This window comes from Brevibacillus sp. NPDC003359 (genome assembly GCF_042878995.1).
Classification (GTDB): domain Bacteria; phylum Bacillota; class Bacilli; order Brevibacillales; family Brevibacillaceae; genus Brevibacillus.
The window spans coordinates 1,248,573-1,275,179 of record NZ_JBIAOR010000001.1; the positions used below are offsets into that span (position 1 = coordinate 1,248,573).

Here is a 26,607-nt window from a genome sequence, read left to right on the forward strand (position 1 = left end):
ATAGTGAAGACCCAACCATTACGATTTTTCAGCCTTCCCTCCCACCCCACACTTGCACTCGCTGTATGGGCGATTGATGAAGCACGAGCGCCGATGTATTATTTACCGCGAGATTGCCCGAGGATTTGCTTTTACAAAAAAGCAGATTCCGAGGTGGCAGACGTTGAGCGCTTTCTTGGCTTGACGAGTGCCAAAATGGTTATCGCGATCGAAAGCAAATGGTATACGGTTCTTACACAAACAAAGCTATATGAATATACCTTCTCTCCAGAATCTTTTTATTGCTGGGACGACGGTGCGGGCTACTATTTATCAAAGGAAGCCGTTACACCACTAGACGTAAAGCCATTCGGAGATCTCGTGCACTGTCTTAGCCAAGCGGATATTGAGTTGCGAATCACGCCTTCGCTGGTACCGCTTCGAGATTCATTGCTACAAAGCAGTCTGCATTTTTCCATGATCCGTATGCGAAATGCGTCGCTCACATAAAAAACAGGCAGTCTCACCCAATGGTGACTGCCTGTTTTTGCTTTTACAATTGAATTGGTGTTTTTGCCTGCTCCAAGCTCCATTTCTCAACATCCCACGTCTGTGTGACCCAATCCTCATAAAATTCAGGTTCGTGGCAGACGAGAAGAACGGTCCCTTTGAACTCCTTCAAGGAGCGTTTGAGTTCTTCCTTGGCGACGACATCCAAGTGGTTTGTCGGCTCGTCAAATACCAGCCAGTTGCTTTCGCGCTGTAGTAATTTACAGAGACGAACTTTCGCTTGCTCGCCCCCGGATAGAGCATTCAAATTGCGATTGATGTGCTCATTTTTCAAGCCACAACGTGCCAATGCTCCGCGAACCTCATGGTTATTCATGGAAGGGAAATCATTCCATACATCATCGAGTGCTGTAATTGGCTTCGCCTTGACTTCTTGTTCGAAGTAAGCAGGATGGAGGAAATCACCTTTCTCCAGCTTTCCATTCAGTGGAGGAATTACACCCAGCAACGTTTTCAATAGGGTAGACTTACCGACACCGTTCATGCCGACAATCGCTACTTTTTCACCGCGCTCCAACTTCACACTCAACTTTGGCAGCAGTGGTTGAGCATATCCGATCTCCAAGTTTTCAGCCTCAATGACAAAACGGCTACTTGCCCGGGATTCCTTAAAGATAAACGAAGGTTTAGCAGCCGTTTCCGGCTTGTCGATTCTGTCCATTTTATCGAGCTGCTTTTGACGGCTCTTCGCGCGGCCAGTAGTAGAAGCACGAGCTTTATTGCGTGCAATAAAATCTTCCATTTTTGCGATTTCTTCCTGCTGCTTCTCGAACGCATCAAAATGCTGACTGCGTTTCGTCTCAGACTGTGCCAGGAAGGATTCGTAGTTACCCGTGTAACGATTCAGCTTGGTAAATTCCAAATGATAAATCACATTCACAACTTCGTTCATGAAAGTCGTGTCATGGGAAATCAGCATGAAGGCGTATGGATATTCCTTCAAGTAGTTTTTCAACCACACGATATGCTCTTCATCCAGATAGTTTGTCGGCTCATCCAGCAAAAGAACGGTTGGTTGTTCCAGCAGCAATTTTGCCAAAAGAACCTTGGTACGCTGACCACCAGAGAGCGATGCTACGTCACGCTCTAAACCGATTGCACTCAAACCCAAAGCGTTAGCGATTTCATCTACTTTCGCATCGATCAAATAAAAGCCGCTTGTTTCCAGCTTGTCTTGAATTTCACCCATCCGCTCCAGCAATTCTTCCAGTTCCTCAGGAGTTGCCTCGGCCATCTTTTCACCGATCGTCATCAGTTCAGCCTCTTGCTCCAACAGCGGCAGGAAGGCATCCTTGAGTACGTCGCGAATCGTTTTACCTGCCTGTAGCTTCGTATGCTGATCCAGATATCCGTATTCGATTTTTGGCATCCATTCAATGCGACCGTTATCAGGCAAGTTTTGACCAGTCAAAATCCCCATCATCGTTGATTTTCCGGTACCGTTTGCGCCTACGAGTCCCACACGGTCATTCGGTTGCAAACGGAAAGACACATCTCGAAACAAAACACGGTCCCCAAAACCATGGGACAAATTCTCTACAATCAAAACACTCATGCTTTATTCTTCCTCCTGATCTGTTTCCTCTACGAGGCTTACAACAAAATTCTTTCAAAAAAAGTAGGAGCGTGCCGTGCCACATAAGATTCGCCTGTAAATACCAATTCGTCCAGCCGGACACGCATATCCTGAAGATTGACACCTTCACCAGCGATGTTCAAGATCGCTGCTCGTGTCATCACCCTCAGCATATTGACTTCTGTAGCCAGCTTGTCACCGAACAGCTTGCCGCTATGCACAATCTCTGAGCGATGATTGTACGATTTTTTTACAAACTGTGCAATCCGTTCACGCTGCAAGGCGGTGTCTCCAAAATAGTACGCCATTCGAACACGCAGTTTATAGGTAATCTCGCCTTTTTTGCCATCGGGAACGAACAATGATTCCAATGCAATCCACAGATCCAACAGCTGATCCTCATAATTTTTCTTCTCCAGCGAGAGCGCATAACGACGAAAAGCAAGGGACGGCAGCTTCTGTTCGACTAATGAAGTGAAAATACTCGCAGCTTCATCATCAAATGTGTACTTGTCACCATCAAGTGATCGCTTCAAATACGTAATGCCATACATATTGGCATTAACAGTGATGATGTAAGGAATCGAACAAGTCCCCTGTATGGACGCTAGATTCAGCTTATTTTCGATTTCTTCAATCCACACCCGCTCATCCGTTACTTTCATCTCTTCGTGATCCCCAACTAAAAATAAACTACTGGGATCCACACGCAAATCAAAGGTTCGCTTGTTCTCGTCCATCTCATTGCGCAAGAAACGAGACGCGATCTCATATGGCTTCTTGGCGCCTGATATGAGAGTGTACGAATTCGGCAAATCGATCCGAACGGGCTGCGCTGTGGTTGAATTGAATACGGGGGCGATTAAGACTGGCATAGTTCTCGCTCCTTCCAGACCAGCAGAGCTCGTTTATTGTTTACATAATAAATATTATGTCCTATAAACAGTATCGTGCCATTCTGTAGTTTTGACAACATATCAATTCCTTCTAAATGTGGACATGCTTCCTTATAGAATACCAGCATTTCCTATGATTCGTCATCATGTGTTTACGCCAAACTAGGTGAAGAAGGAGTTGATTTTATGGAAAAGGACCATATTCTTGATGAAAATCCGCATCAAACTTACAATAATGTAGCTCGACCGCTGGAACAGACTGGCGAACCCCAGCACGGCTCTAAAAAAGTGAAGCAGCAAAATCACTCGCGTTCCATTCAAACACGAGAAGGATAAAGAATGGCACCTGGCTCAATTGCAGTCGGGTGCCTCTCCCTTCCTTTTTTTTACATCGAAAATGATTGAATTGTCCCACAAGGATGCACTATGATAAATTTAGTATCCTTGATGGAGGTTAAGTGAAGATGATCAACATTCCACTTCCGGGCAACCATAGCCCTCTTTCCAATTTGATCAGCTATAGTGTATCCCCGCTGTACGAGATGGCTGCTAGTTTGTATACACTCGCCCAAGAGGCACCTCCCGAGCGATTTGCGTATTGGACCGAAGAAAAGTTAGAGCAGTTTGAGTCAGCCCGTCTTTTAAATGAATGGCGTTATTTTGTCCCGCTCTTTCGATATGGGATCCCAGACTCATTTGACCCCCTACATACAAAAGGTGTGATGGCCGTAGATGATCAATATGAATACTTCGTAACACTTCCCACTGATCATTTTGTGCGTAGTATGAAACCGATCATGGAGGCGTGGATATCGCATCACGATACTCCTGCGGTTGCCTTCGATTTAGAAGAGGATGCCGATTATGTGAAAGGCCGTTTTAGCCTGTTCGTTTCATCTTATTGGCAGTTATTTTTTGAGGCGAATTGGGAGGCGATTGCTCCAAAATTTGTGCGTGAAGCAGAACGGATTTATTACTCTTTACAAGGAATCAGTTCCCTTACCACCTATCTGCAATCCATTTCTCCCGCAATTACCTATGACACAGAAGCTCATCAGCTTACCTGTCCGAGTAACGGCCCAAGCTATGATGCCCAGCATCTCATTCTATATCCTAGCTATTATTATGCCCAAGAACCTACGCTTACGAAAAAAGGCTGGAATGCCCATTTGCTGTATTCCATCTCGGAAATACCCTCTCAACCAAAAACGCCCTCATGAAGGGCGTTTTTCATGTTGCATATGTGCGACAATCAATTTATCTAATTGTTGGCTGATTCTCACGATTTCAGGGTCAAGAAAATTGTAACCTGCATCTTTTGCTGCGCGTTCTAGTTTTAGTCGCAAGTCATCAATCATCTTACTCGTAATTTCCATGCTGCAGACCCCCACCTCACGTTGTCTCCCACTATTTTACATTATATAAGAACAGGTGGAAAGGGTAAGATGTGGAAGAAAAAGCCTTGCACCCAATTCCGGCACAAGGCTTTTCCCAGTTACTATTTCATGACGTGGATCGGACGACCCAGAGCCAATTCAGCAGCTTCCATTGTTACTTCACCCAGAGTTGGATGTGCGTGGATGGTCAACTCGATGTCTTCGAGTGTTGCACCCATTTCGATCGCCAATCCGATTTCTGCGATGATGTTGGATGCTTCTGGACCAACGATTTGCGCACCCAATACGAGATTCGTTTCTTTTTCTGCAATCAGCTTCACGTAGCCTTCGCCTGCATTTACAGACAGAGCGCGACCGTTTGCTGCGAATGGGAAACGACCTACAACATAATCGATGCCTTTTTCTTTTGCTTCTTTCTCGTTGATTCCGACGCTTGCGATTTCTGGATCGCAGAATACAACCGCCGGAATCGCCTTGTAGTCCACTTCTGCCGGATGTCCAGCAATCGCTTCGGCAGCAACCTTACCTTCGTAGGAAGCTTTGTGAGCCAACGCAGGACCTGCTACGATATCCCCGATCGCGTACACGTTAGGAATGTTCGTGCGGCCTTGCTTGTCAACAACGATCAACCCACGGTCAGTCACGTTCATGCCGATATCGCGAATACCGAGTTCATCTGTATTCGGACGACGTCCAACAGTAACGAGTACGTATTCCGCCTCGATCTTTTGTTGCTCGCCTTTTACTTCTGCTGTAACAATCACGCTGTTGTCTGTCTCTTCCATTCCTTGTGCCAGCGCTTTTGTATGGATGGTAACGTCGAGCTTTTTCAGCTTGCGTTCCACCAAACGTGGCATGTCTGGCTCAAATCCTGGCAAGATCTGATCGGAACCTTCCAAAATCGTTACTTTTGTACCAAACTTCGCGAACACAGTACCAAGCTCGATACCGATGTATCCGCCGCCGATTACCACGAGGCTCTTCGGCAGTTCAGTCAAGGACAGCGCTTCAGTGGAAGACATTACGCGCTTGCCAAACGGGAATGCAGGCAACTCGATTGGACGCGAACCAGTTGCAATGATGCAGTGCTGGAAGCGATAACGGTTAACATCATAGCCGTGGAACACGCGTACTTCATTTTCACTTACGAACAGTGCTTCACCAGGGATTACCTGGATTTTGTTGCCTTTGAAGAGGGAGCCTACACCGCCAGTCAGTTGCTTCACGATGCCGCTTTTCCACTCTTGTACTTTGGCAAAATCCACTTTTACATTTTCCATGGTAATACCCATGGATTCTGTATGTTGTGTGTGCTCATACGTATGTGCAGCGTGGATCATTGCTTTGGAAGGGATGCAACCTACGTTCAGGCATACGCCGCCCAGCTCACCTTTTTCCACGACAGCTACTGTTTTCCCCATTTGGGCTGCACGAATCGCTGCAACATATCCACCTGGGCCAGCACCGATTACGAGCACGTCTACTTCTGTAGTAAATTCACCTACTACCATTGTCTCTTATCCCTCCATGACGAGCAGCGTTGGGTTTTCCAAGAGCTGCTTCACGTAGTTGACGAAACGCTGTGCAGGTTCGCCATCAACCAAGCGGTGGTCAAAGCTCAAGGACAGGTGCAACATTTGACCTACCACGATTTCTCCGTTTTTCACAACTGGTTTTTCGCTAATGCGGCCAACACCCAGAATAGCTACTTCTGGATAGTTAATGATTGGCGTAAAGAACATACCGCCAGCAGAACCGATGTTTGTGATGCTGAAAGTAGAACCTTTCAACTCATCTGCAGATGCTTTGCGGTCGCGTGCTTTCTTCGCCAGATCGCCGATTTCGCCTGCGATTTGGAAGATAGATTTGCTGTCTGCCGATTTAACAACTGGAACGAGCAAACCGTCTTCTGTCGAGGCAGCGATACCGATGTTATAGTACTTTTTGAAGATGATTTCTTGTTTCTCATCGTCGATAGAAGCGTTTAGTTCTGGGAATTTCTTCAGACCAGCTACAACTGCTTTCACGATCATTGGCAAGTAAGTCAGCTTCACACCACGCTCTTCAGCAAGTGGCTTCGCATCTTTACGCATAGCGACAAGCGCTGTAACATCCACTTCGTCGAAGATCGTTACGTGTGGTGCTGTGTAAGCAGATTTCACCATTGCTTTCGCGATTGCTTTACGCATACCTTTCAACGGAACGCGCTCTTCCAGCTCGCCAGCTGTAGGTGTGTGGTGAACAGTTGGAGCCGCGGCTGCTTGTGCTACACCAGTAGCTGCTGCAGGAGCCTCAGTTGCAACTGGAGCTGCCACTGCTTGTGCAGTTGGTGCTGCTGCTCCACCAGATACGAAGCGCTCTACGTCTTCGCGTGTGATGCGACCCAATTTGCCTGTACCCGGTACATTAGCCAATTGCACGCCTTTTTCACGAGCGTATTTACGAACGGAAGGCGTAGCCAGTACATGTTTACGGTCAATTGGTGCCGCTACTGCTGTTGCAGTTGCTTGTGCCATTGGCGTTTCCAGTGCTTGGTTCGCATTTGCGCTCACTTGGGAACCGATGTCGCAGCCTGGCTCCATTTTGTCTGCAGCTTGAGGCGCTGGTGCCGCTTCAGCAGCGTGGGAATCGCCATGACCATGGTCTGGCAGGTTCGGAATTTCGCCTTCTACGTCAAACTCGATCAGTGGATCGCCGACTACCGAAACCGTACCCTCGGTTACTTTCAATTCGATAACTTTACCTTTAACAGGCGACGGTACTTCTACAACCGCCTTGTCATTTTGTACTTCCATGATGACTTGGTCTTCTTCTACGGAATCTCCGGGCTGTACGTGCCATTTGACGATTTCGCCTTCATGGATACCCTCGCCGAGCTCCGGGAGTCTGAATGTAAAACGACTCACAGTATCTCCTCCTTATAGAGATTTATCATTTATTTTTAGTTATTATCGGTAGAAAGAAGGCGGAAAGCTCTCAACTTTTCCGCCATTATGTCCGTTTCTCAATTAAAAATCGAGGACTTGAGTCAGACCATCTACTACGCGTTTTACGTCAGGCAGCCATACATCTTCTGCTTGTGCAAACGGGTAAACGGTATCCGGTGCTGTAATACGCAACACTGGTGCTTCGAGGTGCAAGATCGCACGCTCGTTGATTTGCGTGATGATTTCTGCCGCAACACCAGACGTTTTTTGTGCTTCTTGAACGACGATCGCACGGTTTGTTTTCTTCACAGAAGCGATGATCGTATCGATATCGAGTGGGCTGATGGTGCGCAGGTCGATTACTTCTACTTTTGCTCCACGCGCTTTCTCGATTTCTTCTGCTGCTTTCAGGCTGGTATGCACCATTGCACCATAGGTGATGATGGTAACATCGCTACCTTCTTTTACTACGTTAGCCTTGCCGAGCGGAATCGTGTACTCGCCTTCTGGAACTTCTTGACGGAAGGAACGGTACAGCTTCATGTGCTCCAAGAATACAACTGGATCGTTATCGCGAATCGCGGAAATCAACAATCCTTTTGCATCATAAGGGTTGGAAGGGATAACCACTTTCAGACCCGGAGTTTGCAACATCAAGCCTTCCAAAGAGTCAGCATGCAACTCAGGCGTTTTCACACCCCCACCAAATGGGGAACGGAATGTGATCGGACTGTTGAAACGACCACCGGAACGGTAGCGCATACGAGCAGACTGGGATGCTACTGCATCAAATGTTTCAAATACGAATCCGAAGAACTGAATTTCTGCTACAGGACGGAAGCCATTGATCCCAAGACCTACAGCCAAACCGCCGATACCGGACTCAGCGAGTGGCGTATCGAATACTCGTTGCTCGCCAAACTCAGCTTGCAGACCTTCTGTTGCACGGAACACCCCGCCGTTGTTTCCTACGTCTTCACCGAAGACAAGTACGGTTTCATCGCGCTTCAATTCGACGCGCATTGCATCCGTAATGGCTTGAACCATTGTCATTTGTGCCATGGCTTATTTCGACTCCTTCGCCAGGAATTCTGCCTTTTGCTCTTCGAGTGCAGGTGGCAGTGTCTCATACATTACATCGATCAGTTCGGTTACTTTCATTTTAGCTGTTTCGTCCGCTTTTTTGATTGCGTCCGCAACAGCTGCTTTCGCTTCTTCGATTACAGCTTCTTCGTCTTTTTCGCTCCAGAGGCCTTTTGCTTCGAGGAACTTACGGAAGCGAATCAGTGGATCGCGCAGTTCCCACTCGCTTTGCTCTTCACCTGTACGGTAACGAGTTGGGTCGTCACCAGCCATGGTGTGAGGACCATAACGATACGTCATTGCTTCGATCAAAGTCGCACCTTCGCCATTTACACCGCGCTCTTTTGCTTGTTGAACCGCGTAGTAAACCGCGAGAATATCCATACCGTCAACGCGTTCGCTAGCAATACCAGCAGCAACTGCTTTGATTGCGATATTTTCAGAAGCCGTTTGTTTTTCGAACGGCAGAGAGATCGCATATCCGTTGTTTTGGGAGAAGAAGATAACAGGCAGCTTGTATACCCCTGCAAAGTTCATACCCTCGTAGAAGTCACCTTGGGAAGTCGCACCGTCACCAAAGTAGTTGATTGCAACTTTCTTTTCACCGCGCAGCTTGTAACCCATTGCAACACCTGTTGCTTGTGTACATTGAGCCGCGATGATGATTTGTGGCATCAATACGTTTACACCTTCAGGAATTTTGCCACCCTCAATGTGTCCGCGGGAGTACAGGAATGCTTTATGCATAGGGTAACCATGCCATACCATTTGTGGAATATCACGGTAGCTAGGCAGGACAAAGTCTTCTTTGTTAAGAGCAGCCTCAGAACCGATCATGCTTGCTTCTTGACCAGCTACTGGTGCATAGAAACCAAGGCGGCCTTGGCGGTTCAAGCTGATTGCGCGTTGGTCCCATACACGGGTAAATACCATCTTACGCATCAGTTCACGTAATTCATCATCGGAGAGCTTAGGCATCAAGTCAGGACGAACAATCGTACCATCCGGGGCAAGAATTTGCAGCGGGGCGTTGTTCTCTGTTTGTTCAACAGCAGTGGATACGCTCATCACATTCACCTCGTCACTAGAATAAAGGGACTTCCTATTCCACGTCTTGCACCCAACCTCTTCGACTGAGCATCTGCTCAATCAACGGCGAATGCTATTCGCGGTGGAAGTGACCCTGATAAAAACCAGAAGAAAGTTGCATGGTGCAAGAAAGGGCTTACAGCGCCGTTTGCAACACCCTGTTATATTGCAGACAAAATACCTGTTTAATGTGTTACAGTATTGATATTACAGGGTTTATTTCCTCTCTGTTATCATTTACTATATAAGCTGTATCAGTTTTTTTCAAGGCTTAGTTTTTCATTTGAGCAAACAGGGAGTGTGAATCGATGTCTGACTATGTAAAGCGAACAATTGTAAAAGAAGAAGTGCCCAGCATCCACGTGGACACTCCCCGCTCGGTCAAAGTATACCTACCGCCGGGGTACAATGAGCTTCTTTCTTACCCTGTTGTTTATTGCCAAGATGGGAACGACTTTTTTACGATGGGGCGAATCGCGACCATCTCCAATCAATTGATTCTGGAAGAGGGTATCGAACCCTACATCGTCGTCGGTGTCTCAGTCGATCGTAACAAGCGCACGAGCGAGTATTCCCCATCTGGGTCGAGAAACGCAGCCTATCAACGTTTTTTTACTGAAGAGCTGATCCCTTACATTGAGGATCGTTATCCTGTACGCCGTGATCCCGCTTCCCGTGTACTGGCAGGAGACTCTTTGGGGGGAACCGTTTCCTTGCATCTCGCACTGGAACACCCCGACCTCTTTCCACAAGTACTAGCGCTGTCCGGGGCATTTTTCCAAACCACAATCGACCCACTTTTGAGTCAGTCCAATCTGTCCTGGCTGCGAATCTGGATGGTCGTTGGCCTTGATGAGACAGCCGTAGAAACGAGTGCGGGTACTTTCGATTTCGTTCAATGGAATCGCGAGGCAAAACAGATTCTTGAGAACAAACAAGCAACCTTGTCCTATCGAGAAAAACCAGGGAATCACGTCTGGGGTTTGTGGCAAAAAGAGCTACCTGATGCCTTGCGCTACTTCTTTCCCCCTCCCCGTCTGTAACCATTACGAGCCATTGATTTCTTTGATGTCCTCGTAGCCGTAGTACCGGCCATCCACTAAGAAAATGCCTTGGTGGTTGGCTTTTTCAATTTCGCCAGCAACCTGATTGGCGTCGTTTAGGACGATGTTGACAATCTTGCTCTCATCCCGTTTCATTTGATTGAGAATGCGTTCTCGCTCTTTTGCCGAGATCATAACCATCCCTCTTTTCCCCTATGTTGGATAGCTATAGTATTTCATTGGCGAGTCTGAATTACACACAAGCGAGTCAACCGAATGGAACAAAAAAAAGCCTTGCCGCTCTCCCATTTTCCGGGCACGGCAAGACTTTAAGACGTCTTTGTTTATTGTTCGACTGTTGTATATTTAAAATCTCTACCACCAAACGGGTTGCTCAAAAACCCTTTGACTTTGTCATTTTTTATATAGGGTCTTGCGCCATAATACACAGGAGCAATCGGCATTTCTTCCATTAAGATGGTTTCTGCCTCATGCATGATCGCATTACGCTTCGTTGGGTCTTTTTCTAGGTAACTCTGGACGATTAGCTCCCGGTATCTGTTGTTCTCCCAAGCTGCGTCGTTCGTCCCCACTGTTTTGTCCTTGAAAATTTCCAAGAAATTGATCGGGTCATTAAAATCAGCACCCCAATTTCGGTAAGCAAACTGATAGTTTTTGGAGCGCTTGTTTTGTAAAAATACTTTTTCTTCCAACCCACTGATTTTTACATCGACCCCTAGACTTCTTTTCCATTGATCCTGAAGAGCTTCAGCCAGCTTTTTCTGACGATCGTCACCTGAACCATATGTGTATGTCACTTCAGGCATCGCAGAAAGCCCCAGCTCCTTTAACCCTTCAGCCAATAGCTGTTTGGCTTTATCCACATCCTCCTGAAAATAGTCATTTCCGCTGAGCTGCATAGAGGGCGGTACCCATGCAAAAGCCGCAGGCACCCCTGTCTGCACGATTCCGTCTATGAGAAGCTGCCGTTGGATCGAATACGAGAATGCTTGTCGAATCTTTTTATTCGTAAAAGGGGGCATTGTCGTATTAAAGGTGACCGCAACTGTATTCGGATACGGAGCCATTACAATTTTCCCTTCATCTTGTAAGGCAGGGATCACATCGACAGGCAACACGTAGGTTGGATGCCCTCCCCAATCCAATTCACCAGAATCAAACAACGCTTGAGCGGTGTTGGTATCGGTAATCATGCTCCAGACGATTTTGTCGAGCTTTACGGCATCTTTGTCATGATACTTCTCGTTTTTCACAAGAACCAACTTGTTTTTATGCTCCCACAGCTCCATTTTGAAAGGGCCGTTGCCCACGTAGTTATCTGGAGACGCTGCCCAGTCCGGATGTGCCTCCAAGGTTTTTTTATGTAAGGGAAACAATGTCGGGAAAGCCGTCAGCTCGTAAAAAAATGGAGCTGGCGAATTGAGCTTGACCTCAAGTGTAAAATCATCGAGCGCTTTGACCCCTACATCTTCATGCGATCCTTTCCCTGTGTTGAATTCCTCTGCCCCTTTAATGAAATAAAGCATGTAGGCGTATTCGGATGCTGTCTTCGGATCGAGATTTCTTTTCCAGGCGAATTCAAAATCATGGGCGGTTACCGAATCTCCGTTGCTCCATAGCGCATTCTTTTTCAATTTGAACGTGTATGTCGTCAGATCCTCGGATACCGTATAACTGTCGGCAATCGCGTTGGCTATTTTCCCATCCGGTCCATAGCGAGTCAATCCTTCAAAACAGGCTGTAATGACATCAAAGGAAGTGCCATCTGAGGCAAGTCCAGGATCTGCTGTCGGAGGCTCCCCACCGTCTGCGTTCCAATTCAATACCATCTCTTTTCCTGTTGGTTGCGATGCCTGCTCATTCGGTTTGTTGTTTACAGTCGTTTCGCTTGTACTGCATCCTGCTAACACTTGAAGCAGCAAGAAACAGCTCAAAACGAAGCTCATCCTCTTTCTCATCGAGACCATCCCCCTTGATTCGATCCGATTCCTTGCACCAGTCAACGTTATAGCTTTATTACACTACCATGATAACGTAAGTGGTTACGAAACAAATCAGACGGTATGGCGAAAAACAGTTGGCATATAGACTCTTATTTTGTACAAATTGTCTAACTATTTAGAATTTACGTTTTCAGGCAAAGAAAAAAAGCCAGTCTTCTCTTCGACTGGCAACAAGCGATTGACATCATTACTTCGTTTCTAACAATTGCTCTACTGCTTCTAAAACACTCTTACTATGTTGATCACTAATGTGTCGATGAGTCGTAAAGCGAACCATATACTCATCAAAATCAACAGCGAGTACTCCTTTTTCCTCCAAACGCTCCATGAAAGAAACTGCCGTTTGGCCGATTGACTCCGTATTAACCAGTACGATGTTTGTATCGACCTGCTCGACCTGAAGAGATAGTTGACGCAAGCCTTTTGCCAATTGCTGTGCCCGTTCATGGTCTTCTGCCAACCGTTCGGTCATCTGTGTCAGAGCGATGATACCCGGTGCTGCCAAATACCCTGCTTGACGCAGCCCGCCTCCTAATTTTTTTCTCCACCATCTCGCTTCCTCGATAAACGCACGCTCTCCAGCCAAAATGGAGCCAACTGGAGCACTAAGCCCTTTGGACAAGCATATTTGAACGGTATCGGCAAAAGCGCTTAGCTCACTGACTGCAACGCCTTGGGCCACAGCCGCATTAAAGAGGCGAGCACCATCCATATGAACGGGTATACCGTGTTTTTGTGCTACATCATAGACACTCTTCATTTGCCCGACAGAGATTACCGCCCCACCCGCGCGATTATGCGTATTTTCGAGGCAGATCAATTTGGTACGTGGAAAATGGATATTGTTGCCCCGAATCGCTTTCTTTACATCTTCTGCACGCAAAGCACCACGTTCTCCAACCAGTGTCCGTGTTTGCACGCCTGCCAACGCCGACATAGCGCCGCCTTCATAGTAAAAAATGTGCGAATCCGCTTCCGCAATGACCTCATCTCCGTTGACACAATGCGTCAGAACAGCCACTTGATTGCCTTGCGTGCCACTTGTTACGAACAAGGCAGCTTCTTTTCCAAGTATTTCAGCCGCGATCGCTTCCAAACGATTGACAGTGGGGTCCTCTCGGTAAACATCATCACCAACTTCCGCTTCCAACATGGCTCGAAGCATCTCCTCGGTTGGTTTCGTAACAGTATCACTGCGCAAATCGATTTTCATAGATGACTCTCCTTCCACCCGGTTGTTATTCTCTAGACATGTCGTAACACTTTCAACATTGCATCCTGATTTCCCTCTTGCTAAGATGGAGGGGTAACTTACATACAGTTAGGAGATTTGACCTGTGAAACTAAAAATCACGCGTAACGCTGCCAAGCAATTGGCTCCAATCATCGAACAAGAAGAAGACAAAGAATTGAAACTGCGCGTTTATATTACTCACTCTCACGGTGATCATGCACACTACGGACTCGCTCTGGACAAGCCAACAGACGAAGATGTTGTGATCTCAACAGACAAAGAGATCGATGTGATTGTGAAAAAAGATGACCCATTGCTGGATGGCATCATCATTGATTACCTCTTCTTGCCGCAAGAAGGTTTTGTTATTACCAACCCTTCTAAAGGTAACACAGGCGACCACTAAGCATGATACAGATAAACCCTCTGCTTTTTTTGGTCTTACCCCTGTCAAGTAGACAGTTTGAAACAAGCCATCGTTTAGGTGTTCGTTGAAAATTAAGTTTTAGACTAAGCCTAATACATGAAACAGCGGCGACTTAAGACCTGATATAAGTCTTAAACTCACCGCTGTTTTTATTGAACTATCGATCCCCGTTAGTTGAAATAATTAAAGTAATTTAAGTAATTTAAGTAATTTCACTTTTATAATAAAGGCTACTAATTAATACCTAAGCTTTTTTCAATGCTTTCTAAAGCCTTTTGCAATATGGTTCTAGGACATGCAAAATTAATTCTTTGGAAATGTTCTCCCCCAACGCCAAAGATATAACCATCGTCCAGGGCGATTTTAGCCTTTTTCTGCATCAATTGCTGAAGTTCTTTCTCCGTGAATTGAAGATCACTAAAATCAAGCCACGCCAAATAAGTCCCCTCTGGTCTAATTATCTTTACTCTTGGAATCCGTTCCTTTAGAAAGTTATCAATGAAATCAAGATTCTCTTGTAGGTAAATAATGAGTTGCTCAAGCCATTCTTCCCCTTTGTTGTATGCTGCTATTTGAGCTACAGATGCAAAGGAGCCCGGATCAATATCAATTGTCGATAATTTATGGTTCAATTCGCTCCTTAACTTTTCATTCGGTATTATAATGTCAGAAATGTGAAGACCCGCAAGATTAAATGTCTTTGAAGGTGATGTACATATTATTGAGTTCATCTTAAATTCCTCAGAAATCTTACCAAATGGGATATGTTGATTTGGCTGATAGATTAAATCCGAGTGAATTTCATCTGAAACCACCAGCACATCATTCTCCAAACAAATCTTACCCAACCGTTGCAATTCTTCAACTGTCCATACACGCCCAACGGGATTGTGGGGGCTACATAAAAACATAAGTTTCGTTCTGCTATCTTGAGCAATTCTTTCTAATTCAGAAAAGTTCATTTCATATCTTCCATTATTAAGTACCAATGGGTTATTAGCTATTCGACAACCATTATTGGTAATAATATTGGCAAAGGGATAATAGACAGGACTTTGAATGATTACTTTATCGCCTGGATTGCAAAATGTTTCTACAATAAAGTTAAGTGCTGGAATGATACCTGGAGTGAAAAGTATCCACTCTTTTTCAATGTCCCATACATTTCTTTTTTTTTGCCAGTTAACTGCTGCTTCCAAAAACTCATCACTCTTATGACCATAGCCAAAAATACCATGTTGTGCTCTCTCTGTTAATGCCTCAATAATGGGATTAGCCACTTTAAAATCCATGTCTGCAATCCACATTGGAATGCTTTCTTCGTTTCCAAAGTTTCCTTGTAGATGTTTTTTAGACCATTTAATAGAGTCTGTTCTCACTCTATCAATTACTTCATCAAAATTGTATTGATTCATAATATTACCTCCCTAAGCATAAACGGTACTCCAAAACATTATTCAGGTCCTAAACTATAAATAGTGTAGAACCTAAACAATATTTTGTAAAGAGAGGTTTTATTAATGTATGAAATTAAAATACTCTTTTTTATTCTTGACGAGGCATATCTAACAATTCAGTATACTGTTGCATAACTTTATAAAATACGTCAATTTCTTCAGTCGTAAAATGTTTCTGCAATGTTGCATCCGCCCAAGTAAGCTCTTTAATATCATAATCTTTGTGTGCTTTACTTAGGACTTCTCCTTTATCAGTAACATACAGATGTACATTTTTTGCGTTGTCATGTTCCTTTTTTCGTATAATCAACCCCCGTTTTTCTAGTTTGGTAATAATCTGTGATACTGCACTTTTTGTACGATTCCACTCCAATGCCACCTCAGTAACGGTGATTCCTGGATTCTCCTCAATAACAGTCAGTGTATGCACTTCCATCATATTGATGGTTTCCCCAGTACCATAATCACGAGCTGCTTTTATATAATCAGAGTAGGTCATAACAAACTTATAAATAATATTCGCCTTGGCATCCAATTCATGGTATTTTGCATTTTTTTGGATTATATTTTCAGTATCTTTCATTTTTCCTCCAGCCATTCATTCCATTTTTCAAAACGAAAAAAAACGAAGTCTAACTACTGTCATAACCTTGAGAGACTGTGCTGTTCCAAACTGTCCATAATCCAAATTGTTTCTAAGTGAGAATTTTGCTGGAAGCATACCTATGACTGTAATTCTTTACTCATGTTGTACCAAGTTGCTCCAGCATGTTCAGATCTTGAAAAACCTTTGTTGATATAGCCATGTCTTTCATAGAAGGGAATTAAGTTCTCTTTACATGTAAGTGTTATTGTTTCACGCTTTTTCACTCTTGCTTCCGTTTCTAGATACGTAAGTAACCTTGATGCTACTCCACGATTTTGAAAATGTGGAGCCACTGCTAATTCTAAAACGCTTTGATGCCAGTTAGTCTCTCGATTTTCCTTAATGTCACTAAACAAATCATCCGTTATGAATGCTGTTTCAATCACTGGTCCATTCACGAAACCCGCAATTTCACCATCTTCTTCAGCTACATAAAAGCTATCTGGAATTAACTCAATGCGCTTTTCAATTGCTTCTTTCGTTGCAGCCTCTTCTTTTGAAAAGCAAAGCTGTTCAATGGCTACAAGTTGAGGCAAATCTTCTATTTTTGCATTTCGTATTTTTAACATTTAACTCCCCTCAACTTCAATAATGTCACCAGATGGTTCAGTTTCTAAGTATAATCACCGGTGTGGATTTTCAAACCCGGATACAACCTTCTCTTTTGAAAGTATCATTCTCATTAGATTTTCGTAAAGCTGATTGATACTGTTCATAATACTGCCCGTTAGAAATGGCTCAAGTTAGTCTAAAGCATTATTTTCTTAGTCTACAACTACATTTTCAAAGTCTAAAACATTATTTTTAGTGAACACTAGGCAGTCTGAGCTCGGTATTGCACAGGGGCTCAGATTGTTTAAACGGACTTGAATATGCTCATTATTATAAAAATGAATATATTGTTTAATGGCCTTCTGTACCTCTTCATCCTTCATAAAAGTGTTTACGTACAAACATTCTGTCTTAAGATGGCTGAAAAAGCCTTCGATACAAGCGTTGTCCAGGCATTTTCCCTTCCTTGACATACTTACGGTAATATTAGATGCTTGTAGAAATTCGTTTTATTTTTTTGATGTATATTGGTATCCTTGATCACTATGCAAGAGGACACCATTCACATCTCGTTTTTTAATAGCTGCTTTTACCGTATCCATAACAAGCTTCAGATCGTTCCGTTTACTGACTCGATAAGCAACGACTTCATTATTGAATAGATCGTAAATGACCGACAGATACAGGTGACGTCCATTAAAGATTACAAACGTAATGTCCGTTGCCCATTTCTCAAGAGGACGTGAAGCAGTAAAATCACGATTTAATTTATTTTCGGAAACGACAACTTGCTCTCTTCGGCCAAAAAACTTACTTTTTTTCCGAATGCGTGCTTGAATTCCTAATTCCTTCATCAGTCGATACACGCGTTTGTGATTGATTTGAATGCCATGTGTTTTGCGGAGCCAAGCTTGTATCCGTGGATACCCATAAATGCCTTTAAATCTTTGATAAGCAGCCGTGATGATCATTTTTAGCTTTTGTTCTTCCTTCTGCCTTTGGGTCGGATACTCTTGGTCATGCAGCCATTTATAATAGCCGCTTCTTGAAACTTGAGCACCTTACAAAGAAGTGAAACAGGAAACCATTTAGCCAACTCAGTAATGATCTTAAATTCTACTGTTTTCTTCCTAGTCTTCTTCTCTCTCTTCTGGCTTCTAAGAGCTTTTTTAAGAATTCTACCTCTGCCTCGAGACGCTGTATTTTCTCCTCCGGGGGAAGAGATTTTTCACGAGTGCTCTCTGTTTTTCTTGTTTTCCCTCTACGATCCTCTAAGCCCTTCAATCCATCATCTCTGTATTTTCTAACCCATCTGCGAAACATTCTTAAATCAAGACCGTATGTTTCTTTGATCTCCCTATAAGTAGTCCCTTGCTCAAAACATTCCACAACATGATGTTTGAATTAAAGGAAATACGACTTTTTAGTACTGCTCATAAAAATTCCCCTCCATGTAAACAGTAAAGGGCTTCTTCTTACTGTCCACCTAAAGGGGATAATACCATTTATAGGCAGAGGGTTTTCTTTGATGATGAGATTCCTATTCGTCTATAGCCCTGGTGTACAGCTCTGAGGGTAAATCTTTCAGCAACGGGGAAGAAACATCATCAACCTGCGTCATAACAAGCCGATGAACCGGACGCGTCATCCCGACATACAACAGTTTTGCGTCCCATTCATTATTTTGATAAGCGTCTACATCCAGTAAAATGACCACATCGAACTGCAAGCCTTTTGTTAGAAAAGCAGGCATGACGGTTACGCCACCCGGGAATTGGTTATCCTTGCTGCCCAACAGAGTCAAATCGGCTATCTTGTCTTGCAGGCCTTTATGTGCTTTTTTACTCGCTTGAATGGTTTTCGCAACGATCGCAATCGTCTTGAAGCCTTCCGATTGGTAGGCAGCTACACGCTGAGAGATGTCGTCCCACTGTTGCGCTCGTGAACGAGTCTTGACCATGATTGGTTTTTCACCATGTCGCAAAACCGGTTTGGCCAATACCGTCTCTGGCAATTCAATTTGCCGTAATACTTCATTGGCACAGTGCATGATCTCAATTGTCGAGCGATAGCTTTGCGACAGCGTATAATAGGAAGGAAACAGCTGTGCAAAAATTCCCTTCGTTAACTCTTCCCACGCATGAATACCCCGGTAGCTATGAATGCCTTGAGCAATATCTCCCACAATCGTAAGCGAGTTTCGCTTGGTAGCGAGTGCAATGACCGCGATTTCCAACGCACTCAGGTCTTGCGCTTCATCTACGACCGTATGATCGAAATGCTCTGCTTTATTCATGCCCTCAACAATATGCTGTAAGTATAACAATGGCGCGATATCTTCCGGCTCCAATCTCTCCTCTGCAAACAGTGCTGCACTTGACTCGGTCACATCGCGCACGACCTCGTCTGAAATGTCAGCCGGTACGAGTTTGCGCAACAATTCCTCATCAGCAATCAGCTCGCGATAAGCTGCGAAGATTTCCAGTCGCGGAAAGGTCGTCAGGTACGTATCCAGTATTTGCTCCAGCATTTTCTCGAATTTGTACAAGCCTTCTTTGTCCAAATCGACTTTTCGCTCTCGCAAATGGGCAAACAATTGTTTGTTCATTTCTTGTTTCAGATGCTTGCGAAGCGCTTCTACCCGCCGATGATACGGCATATTGGCGAATAGCTCCAAGAAGCATTGGCGGATAAAATCACCCGGGATCGAAAAGACTTGCTTCGTTTTGTTGTATAAAAAGCTGAGCTTCTTAAAAGGAATTCTTGTTTCGACGATATACCGAATGTATTGCTCCAGTGCCTCCCGGCAAGCGAGCGATCCTTTGAAGCGAAGCCTGTTTCGCGTCATTTCTTGCTGGCGCTCATCCTGCCCCTCTTCGAAGAACAATTGAAGTGGCTTATCGGGACTGACGATTCTCCATCCTTTTGGCAGCAGAGGCTTCACTAGACGCGCCGCCCAATCTACAAAGGTAGACTGTTGAACGTCATCGACTCCCAGCTCAGGCAAGACCTCGGATATATAGGTAAGAAACATTCGGTTGGGTGCAAACACCATGAACTTTTTTGACATCATGGAATCCTGGTAGTTATAAATCAAATAGGAGAGTCGGTGCAGGGCAATCGTTGTTTTTCCGCTCCCCGCTACCCCTTGCACCACAATAGGCCGTTCTTTTTCCGCACGGATAATATCATTTTGCTCGGATTGAATCGTAGCGACAATGTCTTTTAGCCTGCTATCGTTCGCCTGATTCAGATTGGCTGCCAAAAATTCATCAATAAAGCCCTCTTGCAAAAACTCGTCGGGATGCCCCATTTCGCGGTTAATCGTTTCTTTTACCGCTCCATCAAAGATACCGACAATCTTTCTGTCTTCGATCGCAAAATTACGCTTTAATCGGACTTCTCCACGCACGATTTCGCGGCCCATCCGGTAGAACGCGTCTTTGCTCTCGCCGGAATAATAAAGACTGGCGATAGGCGCACGCCAATCCACGACGACGGAATCAAACGTATCGCTGCGTACAATTCCCCGTTTTCCTATGTAGACCTGATCCAGCTCGTAGATTTCATCTTTCAAAAAATCCACTCTGCCGAAATAAGGCTTCTCTCGACCCTGATCTTCCAGGTAGCGCAAATCCTTTGCTTTCTTATAGTTAACGACCTGTTTCACATAGTCATCTGTTGCCTCGCGAATATCATTGCGAAGTTGCTCGATTTCTTCGTCGATCGCTGAAACTGTTTCATCCAGCTTTTTTTGTTCCAACTCATAATCACGATGCTGTGTACTCACATTCATTCCCCCTCACATGTATCGTGTCATTGAACGTATCAGGACCATTGCCTAGCCATCCATATTCCAACTGCACAAGAAAGTAGACCGACTCCCAAACTGAGAAGAGCGTACAAAGTGCCACGCAATAGATGGCCTTCTCCCCAAAACGAGACCACTTCCAAGGAGAAGCTTGAGAAAGTCGTAAATCCTCCCATGACACCCGTTGCAAATAAGAGATAGAGTGTCGGAGATAAAAAGTCACGTTCTTTCCCTAGTACGAACAAGATGCCGATGATCAATGATCCACAAACATTCGCGATCCAGGTTCCCCACGGCCATCCTGGTTGATTAGCGAGCAAAGACAATAGGTAGCGCAAAAGAGAGCCAACTGCTCCTCCAACCGCGACAGCTATCCACGCCATCTCCTTCCCTCCCTGGCTAGTAAAATGTTCTCGTTATGTATGTCACAGAAAAAGACACCCTAGCGTCAAGCGAGGATGTCTGTCGTATCAGTAATTGTTATCTTACTGTTTTGGCTTATTTTCTTCAAGGTCTTCCACATAACGGATGGAATCCAAATTTGCTCTCAATGAAAGCTTAACGGCGTCAATGTACTTTTGGCGCAACGCTTTTTGTTCGAGTTTTTCTTCTTCGGTCAAACCTTCTTCGCGAGATTTTTTGACCAATTCGTTAATGCGCTTAATTTCTGCGTCAGATACCACTGCTGGTTCCTCCCACTCTGTAATGGTGCCGCTTCATTATACCACATTCGAATGATCCCGCAAGACAGCCGAACACTTACGAAGCATCAGGAAGGAGCAGAGTTTGACCTGGGTAAATCCTGTTGCTCTCCAATCCGTTCGCATCCTTAATCTCTATTATATAGTCACGAATATCCATTTGCTGATCTGCTTTGTATCGAACGGCTAACGTCCATAGGCTGTCTCCGGATTGTACGGTTACTTCTGTGCCGTGTGGTTCCTCTTTAACCGAAGAAGCAAACACTAGTTCGGTCAACAAATAAAAAAAGAGAGTAAATGTAATAAGAAACAAGAGAGCTTGTCCTCTCGTGATACCAAAACGAACACGGCGTTCTTCCTTTTTCTCGAAACGATTACGTACTGTCAATGAATTCATGATAATGGCCTCCTAACAAACATACGTTCTGTCCCCTTGTAACCTCATAATAAATGAGAACATATGTTCATGTCAACGATGAATCGAACTTATGTTTGTCGAACGCAAGCTCCCATGGTATAATATAGGAAAATATGTTCGAGAAATCAGAGGTGTCTTTCTATGTCAAAATTATCGAGTAGACAACAAGCCATCATCGAGTTCATCCGAAAGGAAGTTCGTGATAAAGGATATCCACCATCTGTCCGTGAAATTGGAGAGGCTGTCGGACTAGCTTCCAGCTCAACGGTACATGGACATTTGGCACGTTTAGAGAAAAAAGGCCTCATTCGTCGAGATCCTACCAAGCCGCGCGCTATCGAATTGCTATCCGATGAAGATCGTTTTCAAGACAATTTCGAAGACTCTGTCGTTCGTGTGCCTGTAATCGGAAAAGTAACCGCTGGACAACCGATTACTGCCATTGAGGATGTAGAAGAATACTTCCCGCTTCCAGACAATATCGTGACTTCTGACAAGGTCTATATGCTACGCGTCTCCGGAAACAGTATGATTGATGCCGGGATTCTCGACGGAGACTACGTAATTGTTCGCCAACAGCACGTAGCGAACAATGGTGACATTGTCGTAGCTATGACAGAAGAAGACGAAGCGACTGTCAAAAGATTTTTCAAAGAAAAGAATCACTTCCGACTACAACCGGAAAATGCCACAATGGAACCGATCATTCTGGAGCATGTCACCATTCTCGGTAAAGTCATCGGTGTCTATCGACTCATTCACTAGTCTCCACGTAAAAAAGGACAGCCTCTGCTGTCCTTTTCGTTTTCTGTATGTTATCTGGCGATAAAAAACCAGATGATCATCGTAACTTGCAGAATGACTTTTACGACCGCACTACCCAAAAATCCGATCAATGAACCTACGCCCGCTTTCACTGCTCGCTCCATCGACTGCTTCTGCACCATCAGTTCTACCAGGACGACGAATACGAACGGCAAGATCAGCATTCCAAACGGTGGGAAAACAAAAATCCCGAGGATAATTCCGACCGCAGCGGCAATGGACGACCACTTGGACCCCCCGTACCTTTTCACGAAGTACATGTTCGTCAGCAAGTCAGCACCGTAAAGCAGAATGCTTAGAACGACCATTCCCCACCAAAAGGATGCCGGCAATCCCGCTCCCGGATCTGCTATGAAAAAGTGATAGAGCAAAAAGCCCGCCCACAGCAATATTGTATCAGGTAGAACGGGTAAAAAAATTCCTGCGATGCTTAGCAAGAACAATAACACAACCACGACCCACAAAAATATTTCCATCCATTACACTCCCTTCATCTAGGTATACGAGTGATTACCGATTTCGTTGCGTACTTATTCACTTTTGTCTAAACTATTTTAAAAGAAAGCAGACATGGAGGTAGTCGCATGAGAAATTGGTATGATCTCTCTTACTTGGGCAGAGGAACGCTGCGTCAAAAAGCGGCGTGGGAAGCGATTCAAAAGACTCACATCATGGAAGTCCTATCCGTTTACCGCCCAGTGCTTGCCGGAACGATTCCATTGGATATTGACGTCAAGCAAAGCGATCTGGACATTATTTGCGAGAGTCATGATCTGGAACAATTTGAGCAGGCTGTTCGAACAGCGTTTGGCTGCTTGCATGGATTTGAAGTGACACACCTAGATGTGAAACGTATTCCCACGTGCGTCATTCAGTTTTTCACAGCTGACTTTTGGTTTGAATTGTTTGCTCAACCCGTAGCTGTCGAAAAGCAAAATGCTTATCGCCATATGGACATCGAAGCACGGCTGTTAGACATAGGCGGCTTGGATGCGTACCAACAGATCAGGTCTCTGAAGAAAAGCGACATCAAAACAGAGCCTGCCTTTGCTCAATACTTTGATATTCCGGGTGAAGATCCATATGAGGCATTGTTGGAATTAGAGCTGTTATCCGAACAGGAATTACGTGAAAGAGTTCAGTTCTGGCGAAAAGTTTAATCTACAAATAAAGAACCGACCTCTACTTCTTGAATACAAGAAGGATCATCATTTTTGGGGCTGCCCACTTTGGTCGATACCGGATACACCCTCATCTCGCTGGAATCATAGGGGGTAAACAGCGACTGAAGCTGCAACTGATCATACCTCTCCCGATCAAGCCATATACCCTCGATCTCTTTCTTTAAGATGACAGGCATTCGCTTATGTATATTCTCTATGAGCTCATTCGCCCTTGTCGTTACAATTGTACAGGTATGTACTTTTTCTCCCTCTTGATTCGTCCACGTATCATACAGGCCTGCAAAAGCGAATGGTTCTCCGCTCTTCATCATAATCCGCATAGGTTGTTTCCCTGTGATGGCGTTCATCCACTCATATAATATGTAAGGTTAATTTCTATTGAATACAGTTTAATTCATTTAATTTCAATGATTTGATAGAATGTACCATATTATATGATAAAGGGGAATCCAATCAACAATGAAGGACGGTTATTTCTATAAGATTTGCCCCAAAGGGATCAACAGTAAGTACTCCCTCATAGTTTTTGATATTAGAGGAAACCTTTTTGCCCCCCTCACAAATTTTTATGACCATGAAAAGGACCGAATTGCTGAATCCTCTGCTCGAAATTATCTTGACATATTAATTCCATTTTTTGATTGGCTTAATCAATTTAGTAATTATAAGGGCAAGCGTGTTTGTTGGGATATGGAACCAGATTGTATAAGAGTAGCACTAAAAGATTATCTCGTGGAGGAAATGTACTGTAAGGTTCGTCCATATGAATCGTTTGAATTTGTGCATCTAACACGAAAGAGTCCAAATACCATTAATCGATTTTTGGCGGCAGTAAAAGTGTTTTACAAAGCTATGATTCACCGAAGATTCTACTCCTACCCTAACCCCTTAATTGATTCTATGGCACTTTCTAATGAGGCTAAAATAAGCCTGATGGGTGAAAGAAAGGAACTCCCTAGGATGCCCTCGGTTGCCGGTACAGAAAAGCCTTTACCCCATGAGTATCGCCGCCAAACCGATTCATTCTTTAAGATTATCAATGAAGAATGGCACCCTATAATCATAGATGACCCCTCCCTACCTTTACAAATATATAAAGGCGGGAAAGATACAGGCTGGAGATTACGAGATGAAGTCATAACCAGGTTACTATTTGAAACGGGTGCAAGAGCAACAGAGGTAATTCAAATAACGATTGGGGACTATCGTGCTAGGAGGTCAATTAGGGAGGCTTCAACCTTCAAAGGGAGTCATGGCCGACGAGTTAAATACTTACTATTCAGTGATGATACATACACCCTACTGATGAGATATATAAACAACGAACGAAAGAAATGTGACTTAAATGGGTATTCGTTTGAGGAATTACCAAATGACGCCCCTTTATTCTTGACCGAAAGAGGAACTGCGTACACCTATCATGCATGGTATCCCCATTGGAAAAAGACAATTAAAGAAGCCGGATTAAATGTGAATCCTCACAAGGCAAGACATTGGTATGTTACTAATGTATTGCGTGTTATTTATGAGACATCTCTAACGGAGGTTGAAAGATCAATACGTTTAAAGGAATTTATTAGATATATGAAGTGGAAAAGCAAAGAAACGCTAGAAGTCTATGAGCATTTCTTTAACGAAAAGGAACAAATAAAATTGATCGAGCAGGTTCATCAGAAGATGAAAGTTGCTGAGGAAGAATACAAGATTGAGAGAAAAAAGAAAACGGTCCGTTCCAGAAATGATCAATTAATCCCTCAGAAGGTAATTATCGAGGATGAAGAAATACTCGACTTTTTTGCAGGATTGGAGGATTAAACATTGTCAACAGCAAGTGAAGTGGATTCTAAATGGTATAAGGCGCTAAAAGGAAAAATCGCAGAAGAAATACTAGATATCAGGGATGGAAAAGGCAACCTTGCTTGGGAGAGCGTTCACGAAAAATCTTTGGGATATTTTATTAGAAATTGTTTAGAATTACCGTGGACAAATCACTTAGCCTTAATTGTATTAGTCAGAACATTAAATCAATATGACTTGGTAACCGTTCTTAGATCCATGCAAGAGATAAATCCGAGATTGAAAGACCTTTTTTCGACTTATGGCCTGACTTCAATCGATCAATTAATACCTGATGAACATATTTATAAATATCTTACTAATCAGATTTTGGAGACACATAGTAGCGCTAAAAGATTAAAATTTTTAAACTTCTATAACTCATGTAATCGGCTTGTCCATGAATGGCTTCGAACAAAATATGATGAGATTATAGTCTCTAAATTAAAGCAATATGTGTTTCCTCCCTTCTCGTATCATCCAAAAGAAATTCATCTATGGAGATCTGCAAATGAACAGGCAAAACAAACTCGAAAAAACGAGACGGATGCCATTGTTCCGCTTTATCCTCGCCTTCGAGCAGAAGCACATTTAAGATGGAATCAATTGAAGCGTCTCCGTGTCCAATTTTTAAAGGTTATAGAGGAAGTTGAATGTAAAAACATACCACTTCCTCTAGAGTTTAATTACGACGATAAAGATGTCAATGATGTGACAATCAAAAATGCAGTAACATTTTTCTTTCGTCTTTGGGATCAACGATCTTTCGTACTTTCTCATCAAGATAAATATTCAAAAGAGAAAGTGAGAGAGGCAAAGCGTAAAGCTAGGACATATTCTGATGAAAATAAAGAGTTCTTTTTGGAATTTGTAAAGGCTGAAAATACTAAAGAAGCACTTTGTGGTCAATCTGAACCAGAAGGGCTATGATT

General features: G+C 44.0%; 30 protein-coding genes and 1 pseudogene. 9 read left to right on the forward strand and 22 right to left on the reverse strand.

The annotated features are described in order from the left end of the window. Nucleotides 1-93 precede the first annotated feature (93 nt). A complete protein-coding gene (locus ACFYU8_RS05435) occupies nt 94-489 on the forward strand; it encodes a DUF6886 family protein (protein WP_390297241.1) in 396 nt (131 codons plus the stop codon). A gap of 43 nt (nt 490-532) precedes the next feature. Here the strand turns inward: ACFYU8_RS05435 and ACFYU8_RS05440 are convergent, their stop codons facing one another. Together ACFYU8_RS05440 and ACFYU8_RS05445 are read right to left on the reverse strand one after the other, a co-directional pair. Beyond that, nucleotides 533-2,104: an ABC-F family ATP-binding cassette domain-containing protein gene (locus tag ACFYU8_RS05440; protein WP_390295100.1), complete on the reverse strand. Its 1,572-nt coding sequence runs from the start codon at nt 2,102-2,104 to the stop codon at nt 533-535. Nucleotides 2,105-2,142: 38 nt separating this feature from the next. Then, nucleotides 2,143-3,000 carry a hypothetical protein gene (locus tag ACFYU8_RS05445; RefSeq protein ID WP_390295098.1) on the reverse strand — a complete coding sequence of 286 codons (858 nt, stop codon included), beginning with the start codon at nt 2,998-3,000 and terminating at the stop codon, nt 2,143-2,145. A gap of 207 nt (nt 3,001-3,207) precedes the next feature. Here ACFYU8_RS05445 and ACFYU8_RS05450 point away from each other — a divergent pair, with 207 nt between their 5' ends. Both ACFYU8_RS05450 and ACFYU8_RS05455 read left to right on the forward strand, forming a co-directional pair. Next, nucleotides 3,208-3,357 carry a small acid-soluble spore protein P gene (locus ACFYU8_RS05450; RefSeq protein WP_390295096.1) on the forward strand — a complete coding sequence of 50 codons (150 nt, stop codon included), beginning with the start codon at nt 3,208-3,210 and terminating at the stop codon, nt 3,355-3,357. Nucleotides 3,358-3,485: 128 nt separating this feature from the next. Next, a complete protein-coding gene (locus tag ACFYU8_RS05455; RefSeq protein WP_390295094.1) occupies nt 3,486-4,241 on the forward strand; it encodes a hypothetical protein in 756 nt (251 codons plus the stop codon). Here ACFYU8_RS05455 and ACFYU8_RS05460 read toward each other — a convergent pair. From ACFYU8_RS05460 to pdhA, 5 genes are all read right to left on the reverse strand, one after another. Continuing rightward, nucleotides 4,236-4,397 carry a Spo0E family sporulation regulatory protein-aspartic acid phosphatase gene (locus ACFYU8_RS05460; RefSeq protein WP_390295092.1) on the reverse strand — a complete coding sequence of 54 codons (162 nt, stop codon included), beginning with the start codon at nt 4,395-4,397 and terminating at the stop codon, nt 4,236-4,238. The genes ACFYU8_RS05455 and ACFYU8_RS05460 overlap by 6 nt on opposite strands. Before the next feature lie 122 nt (nt 4,398-4,519). Then, entirely contained in the window at nt 4,520-5,929 is a 1,410-nt protein-coding gene (gene lpdA / locus ACFYU8_RS05465; protein ID WP_390295090.1) for a dihydrolipoyl dehydrogenase, read from the reverse strand. Between the two features lie 6 nt (nt 5,930-5,935). Beyond that, nucleotides 5,936-7,324 carry a dihydrolipoamide acetyltransferase family protein gene (locus ACFYU8_RS05470; protein ID WP_390295088.1) on the reverse strand — a complete coding sequence of 463 codons (1,389 nt, stop codon included), beginning with the start codon at nt 7,322-7,324 and terminating at the stop codon, nt 5,936-5,938. A 102-nt stretch (nt 7,325-7,426) separates the two neighbouring features. Next, entirely contained in the window at nt 7,427-8,407 is a 981-nt protein-coding gene (locus tag ACFYU8_RS05475) for an alpha-ketoacid dehydrogenase subunit beta (RefSeq protein ID WP_390295086.1), read from the reverse strand. A 3-nt stretch (nt 8,408-8,410) separates the two neighbouring features. Next, nucleotides 8,411-9,496, reverse strand: a complete 1,086-nt coding sequence (pdhA, locus tag ACFYU8_RS05480) for a pyruvate dehydrogenase (acetyl-transferring) E1 component subunit alpha (RefSeq protein ID WP_390295084.1) — start codon at nt 9,494-9,496, stop codon at nt 8,411-8,413. 329 nt (nt 9,497-9,825) lie between these two features. Here pdhA and ACFYU8_RS05485 point away from each other — a divergent pair, with 329 nt between their 5' ends. After that, entirely contained in the window at nt 9,826-10,560 is a 735-nt protein-coding gene (locus ACFYU8_RS05485; RefSeq protein WP_390295082.1) for an alpha/beta hydrolase, read from the forward strand. 3 nt (nt 10,561-10,563) lie between these two features. Here the strand turns inward: ACFYU8_RS05485 and ACFYU8_RS05490 are convergent, their stop codons facing one another. The 3 genes from ACFYU8_RS05490 to ltaE all read right to left on the reverse strand — a co-directional run bounded on the left by ACFYU8_RS05490 (nt 10,564) and on the right by ltaE (nt 13,797). Then, nucleotides 10,564-10,761, reverse strand: a complete 198-nt coding sequence (locus tag ACFYU8_RS05490; RefSeq protein WP_390295080.1) for a hypothetical protein — start codon at nt 10,759-10,761, stop codon at nt 10,564-10,566. 143 nt (nt 10,762-10,904) lie between these two features. Further along, nucleotides 10,905-12,539 carry a peptide ABC transporter substrate-binding protein gene (locus tag ACFYU8_RS05495; RefSeq protein ID WP_390295078.1) on the reverse strand — a complete coding sequence of 545 codons (1,635 nt, stop codon included), beginning with the start codon at nt 12,537-12,539 and terminating at the stop codon, nt 10,905-10,907. 232 nt (nt 12,540-12,771) lie between these two features. Further along, on the reverse strand, nt 12,772-13,797 hold the full coding sequence (ltaE, locus tag ACFYU8_RS05500) for a low-specificity L-threonine aldolase (RefSeq protein ID WP_390295076.1): 1,026 nt from the start codon (nt 13,795-13,797) through the stop codon (nt 12,772-12,774). A 124-nt stretch (nt 13,798-13,921) separates the two neighbouring features. Between ltaE and ACFYU8_RS05505 the strand changes: the two genes are divergently transcribed. After that, entirely contained in the window at nt 13,922-14,224 is a 303-nt protein-coding gene (locus ACFYU8_RS05505; RefSeq protein WP_390295074.1) for a HesB/IscA family protein, read from the forward strand. Nucleotides 14,225-14,478: 254 nt separating this feature from the next. Here the strand turns inward: ACFYU8_RS05505 and ACFYU8_RS05510 are convergent, their stop codons facing one another. The 10 genes and pseudogenes from ACFYU8_RS05510 to yneA form a co-directional block, all read right to left on the reverse strand. Then, on the reverse strand, nt 14,479-15,660 hold the full coding sequence (locus tag ACFYU8_RS05510; protein ID WP_390295072.1) for a MalY/PatB family protein: 1,182 nt from the start codon (nt 15,658-15,660) through the stop codon (nt 14,479-14,481). Nucleotides 15,661-15,790: 130 nt separating this feature from the next. Beyond that, entirely contained in the window at nt 15,791-16,285 is a 495-nt protein-coding gene (locus ACFYU8_RS05515) for a MarR family winged helix-turn-helix transcriptional regulator (RefSeq protein WP_390295070.1), read from the reverse strand. A 140-nt stretch (nt 16,286-16,425) separates the two neighbouring features. Beyond that, nucleotides 16,426-16,917 (reverse strand): GNAT family N-acetyltransferase, encoded by a 492-nt coding sequence (locus tag ACFYU8_RS05520; protein WP_390295068.1) that lies wholly within the window; start codon nt 16,915-16,917, stop codon nt 16,426-16,428. 195 nt (nt 16,918-17,112) lie between these two features. After that, on the reverse strand, nt 17,113-17,385 hold the full coding sequence (locus ACFYU8_RS05525; protein WP_390297238.1) for an IS3 family transposase: 273 nt from the start codon (nt 17,383-17,385) through the stop codon (nt 17,113-17,115). A gap of 24 nt (nt 17,386-17,409) precedes the next feature. Further along, a pseudogene (locus ACFYU8_RS05530) lies at nt 17,410-17,943 on the reverse strand (IS3 family transposase); the annotation flags it as partial. A 73-nt stretch (nt 17,944-18,016) separates the two neighbouring features. After that, nucleotides 18,017-18,289, reverse strand: coding sequence for a helix-turn-helix domain-containing protein (locus tag ACFYU8_RS05535; RefSeq protein ID WP_390295066.1), 273 nt, complete (start codon nt 18,287-18,289; stop codon nt 18,017-18,019). Between the two features lie 151 nt (nt 18,290-18,440). Continuing rightward, nucleotides 18,441-20,690 (reverse strand): HelD family protein, encoded by a 2,250-nt coding sequence (locus tag ACFYU8_RS05540; protein ID WP_390295064.1) that lies wholly within the window; start codon nt 20,688-20,690, stop codon nt 18,441-18,443. Nucleotides 20,691-20,728: 38 nt separating this feature from the next. Further along, nucleotides 20,729-21,094 carry a fluoride efflux transporter CrcB gene (crcB, locus tag ACFYU8_RS05545; RefSeq protein WP_390295062.1) on the reverse strand — a complete coding sequence of 122 codons (366 nt, stop codon included), beginning with the start codon at nt 21,092-21,094 and terminating at the stop codon, nt 20,729-20,731. Nucleotides 21,095-21,196: 102 nt separating this feature from the next. Continuing rightward, nucleotides 21,197-21,394, reverse strand: coding sequence for a DUF896 domain-containing protein (locus ACFYU8_RS05550; protein ID WP_007718933.1), 198 nt, complete (start codon nt 21,392-21,394; stop codon nt 21,197-21,199). Nucleotides 21,395-21,470: 76 nt separating this feature from the next. Beyond that, entirely contained in the window at nt 21,471-21,809 is a 339-nt protein-coding gene (gene yneA / locus ACFYU8_RS05555; RefSeq protein ID WP_390295060.1) for a cell division suppressor protein YneA, read from the reverse strand. Between the two features lie 162 nt (nt 21,810-21,971). Between yneA and lexA the strand changes: the two genes are divergently transcribed. Next, nucleotides 21,972-22,595 (forward strand): transcriptional repressor LexA, encoded by a 624-nt coding sequence (gene lexA / locus ACFYU8_RS05560; RefSeq protein ID WP_007718939.1) that lies wholly within the window; start codon nt 21,972-21,974, stop codon nt 22,593-22,595. Nucleotides 22,596-22,645: 50 nt separating this feature from the next. Here lexA and ACFYU8_RS05565 read toward each other — a convergent pair whose 3' ends face one another. Next, nucleotides 22,646-23,131, reverse strand: a complete 486-nt coding sequence (locus ACFYU8_RS05565) for a DUF456 domain-containing protein (RefSeq protein WP_017249168.1) — start codon at nt 23,129-23,131, stop codon at nt 22,646-22,648. A 108-nt stretch (nt 23,132-23,239) separates the two neighbouring features. On the opposite strand from ACFYU8_RS05565, the gene ACFYU8_RS05570 reads away from it, so the two are divergent. Beyond that, complete coding sequence (locus ACFYU8_RS05570) at nt 23,240-23,815, forward strand: DUF4269 domain-containing protein (RefSeq protein ID WP_390295057.1); 576 nt, start codon at nt 23,240-23,242, stop codon at nt 23,813-23,815. On the opposite strand, the gene ACFYU8_RS05575 is transcribed toward ACFYU8_RS05570, so the two are convergent. Further along, entirely contained in the window at nt 23,812-24,186 is a 375-nt protein-coding gene (locus tag ACFYU8_RS05575) for an SOS response-associated peptidase (protein ID WP_390295054.1), read from the reverse strand. The genes ACFYU8_RS05570 and ACFYU8_RS05575 overlap by 4 nt on opposite strands. A gap of 112 nt (nt 24,187-24,298) precedes the next feature. Between ACFYU8_RS05575 and ACFYU8_RS05580 the strand changes: the two genes are divergently transcribed. Beyond that, entirely contained in the window at nt 24,299-25,654 is a 1,356-nt protein-coding gene (locus tag ACFYU8_RS05580) for a tyrosine-type recombinase/integrase (protein ID WP_390295052.1), read from the forward strand. Nucleotides 25,655-25,657: 3 nt separating this feature from the next. Then, nucleotides 25,658-26,605, forward strand: coding sequence for a hypothetical protein (locus ACFYU8_RS05585; RefSeq protein ID WP_390295050.1), 948 nt, complete (start codon nt 25,658-25,660; stop codon nt 26,603-26,605). The last annotated feature ends 2 nt before the right edge of the window (nt 26,606-26,607 follow it).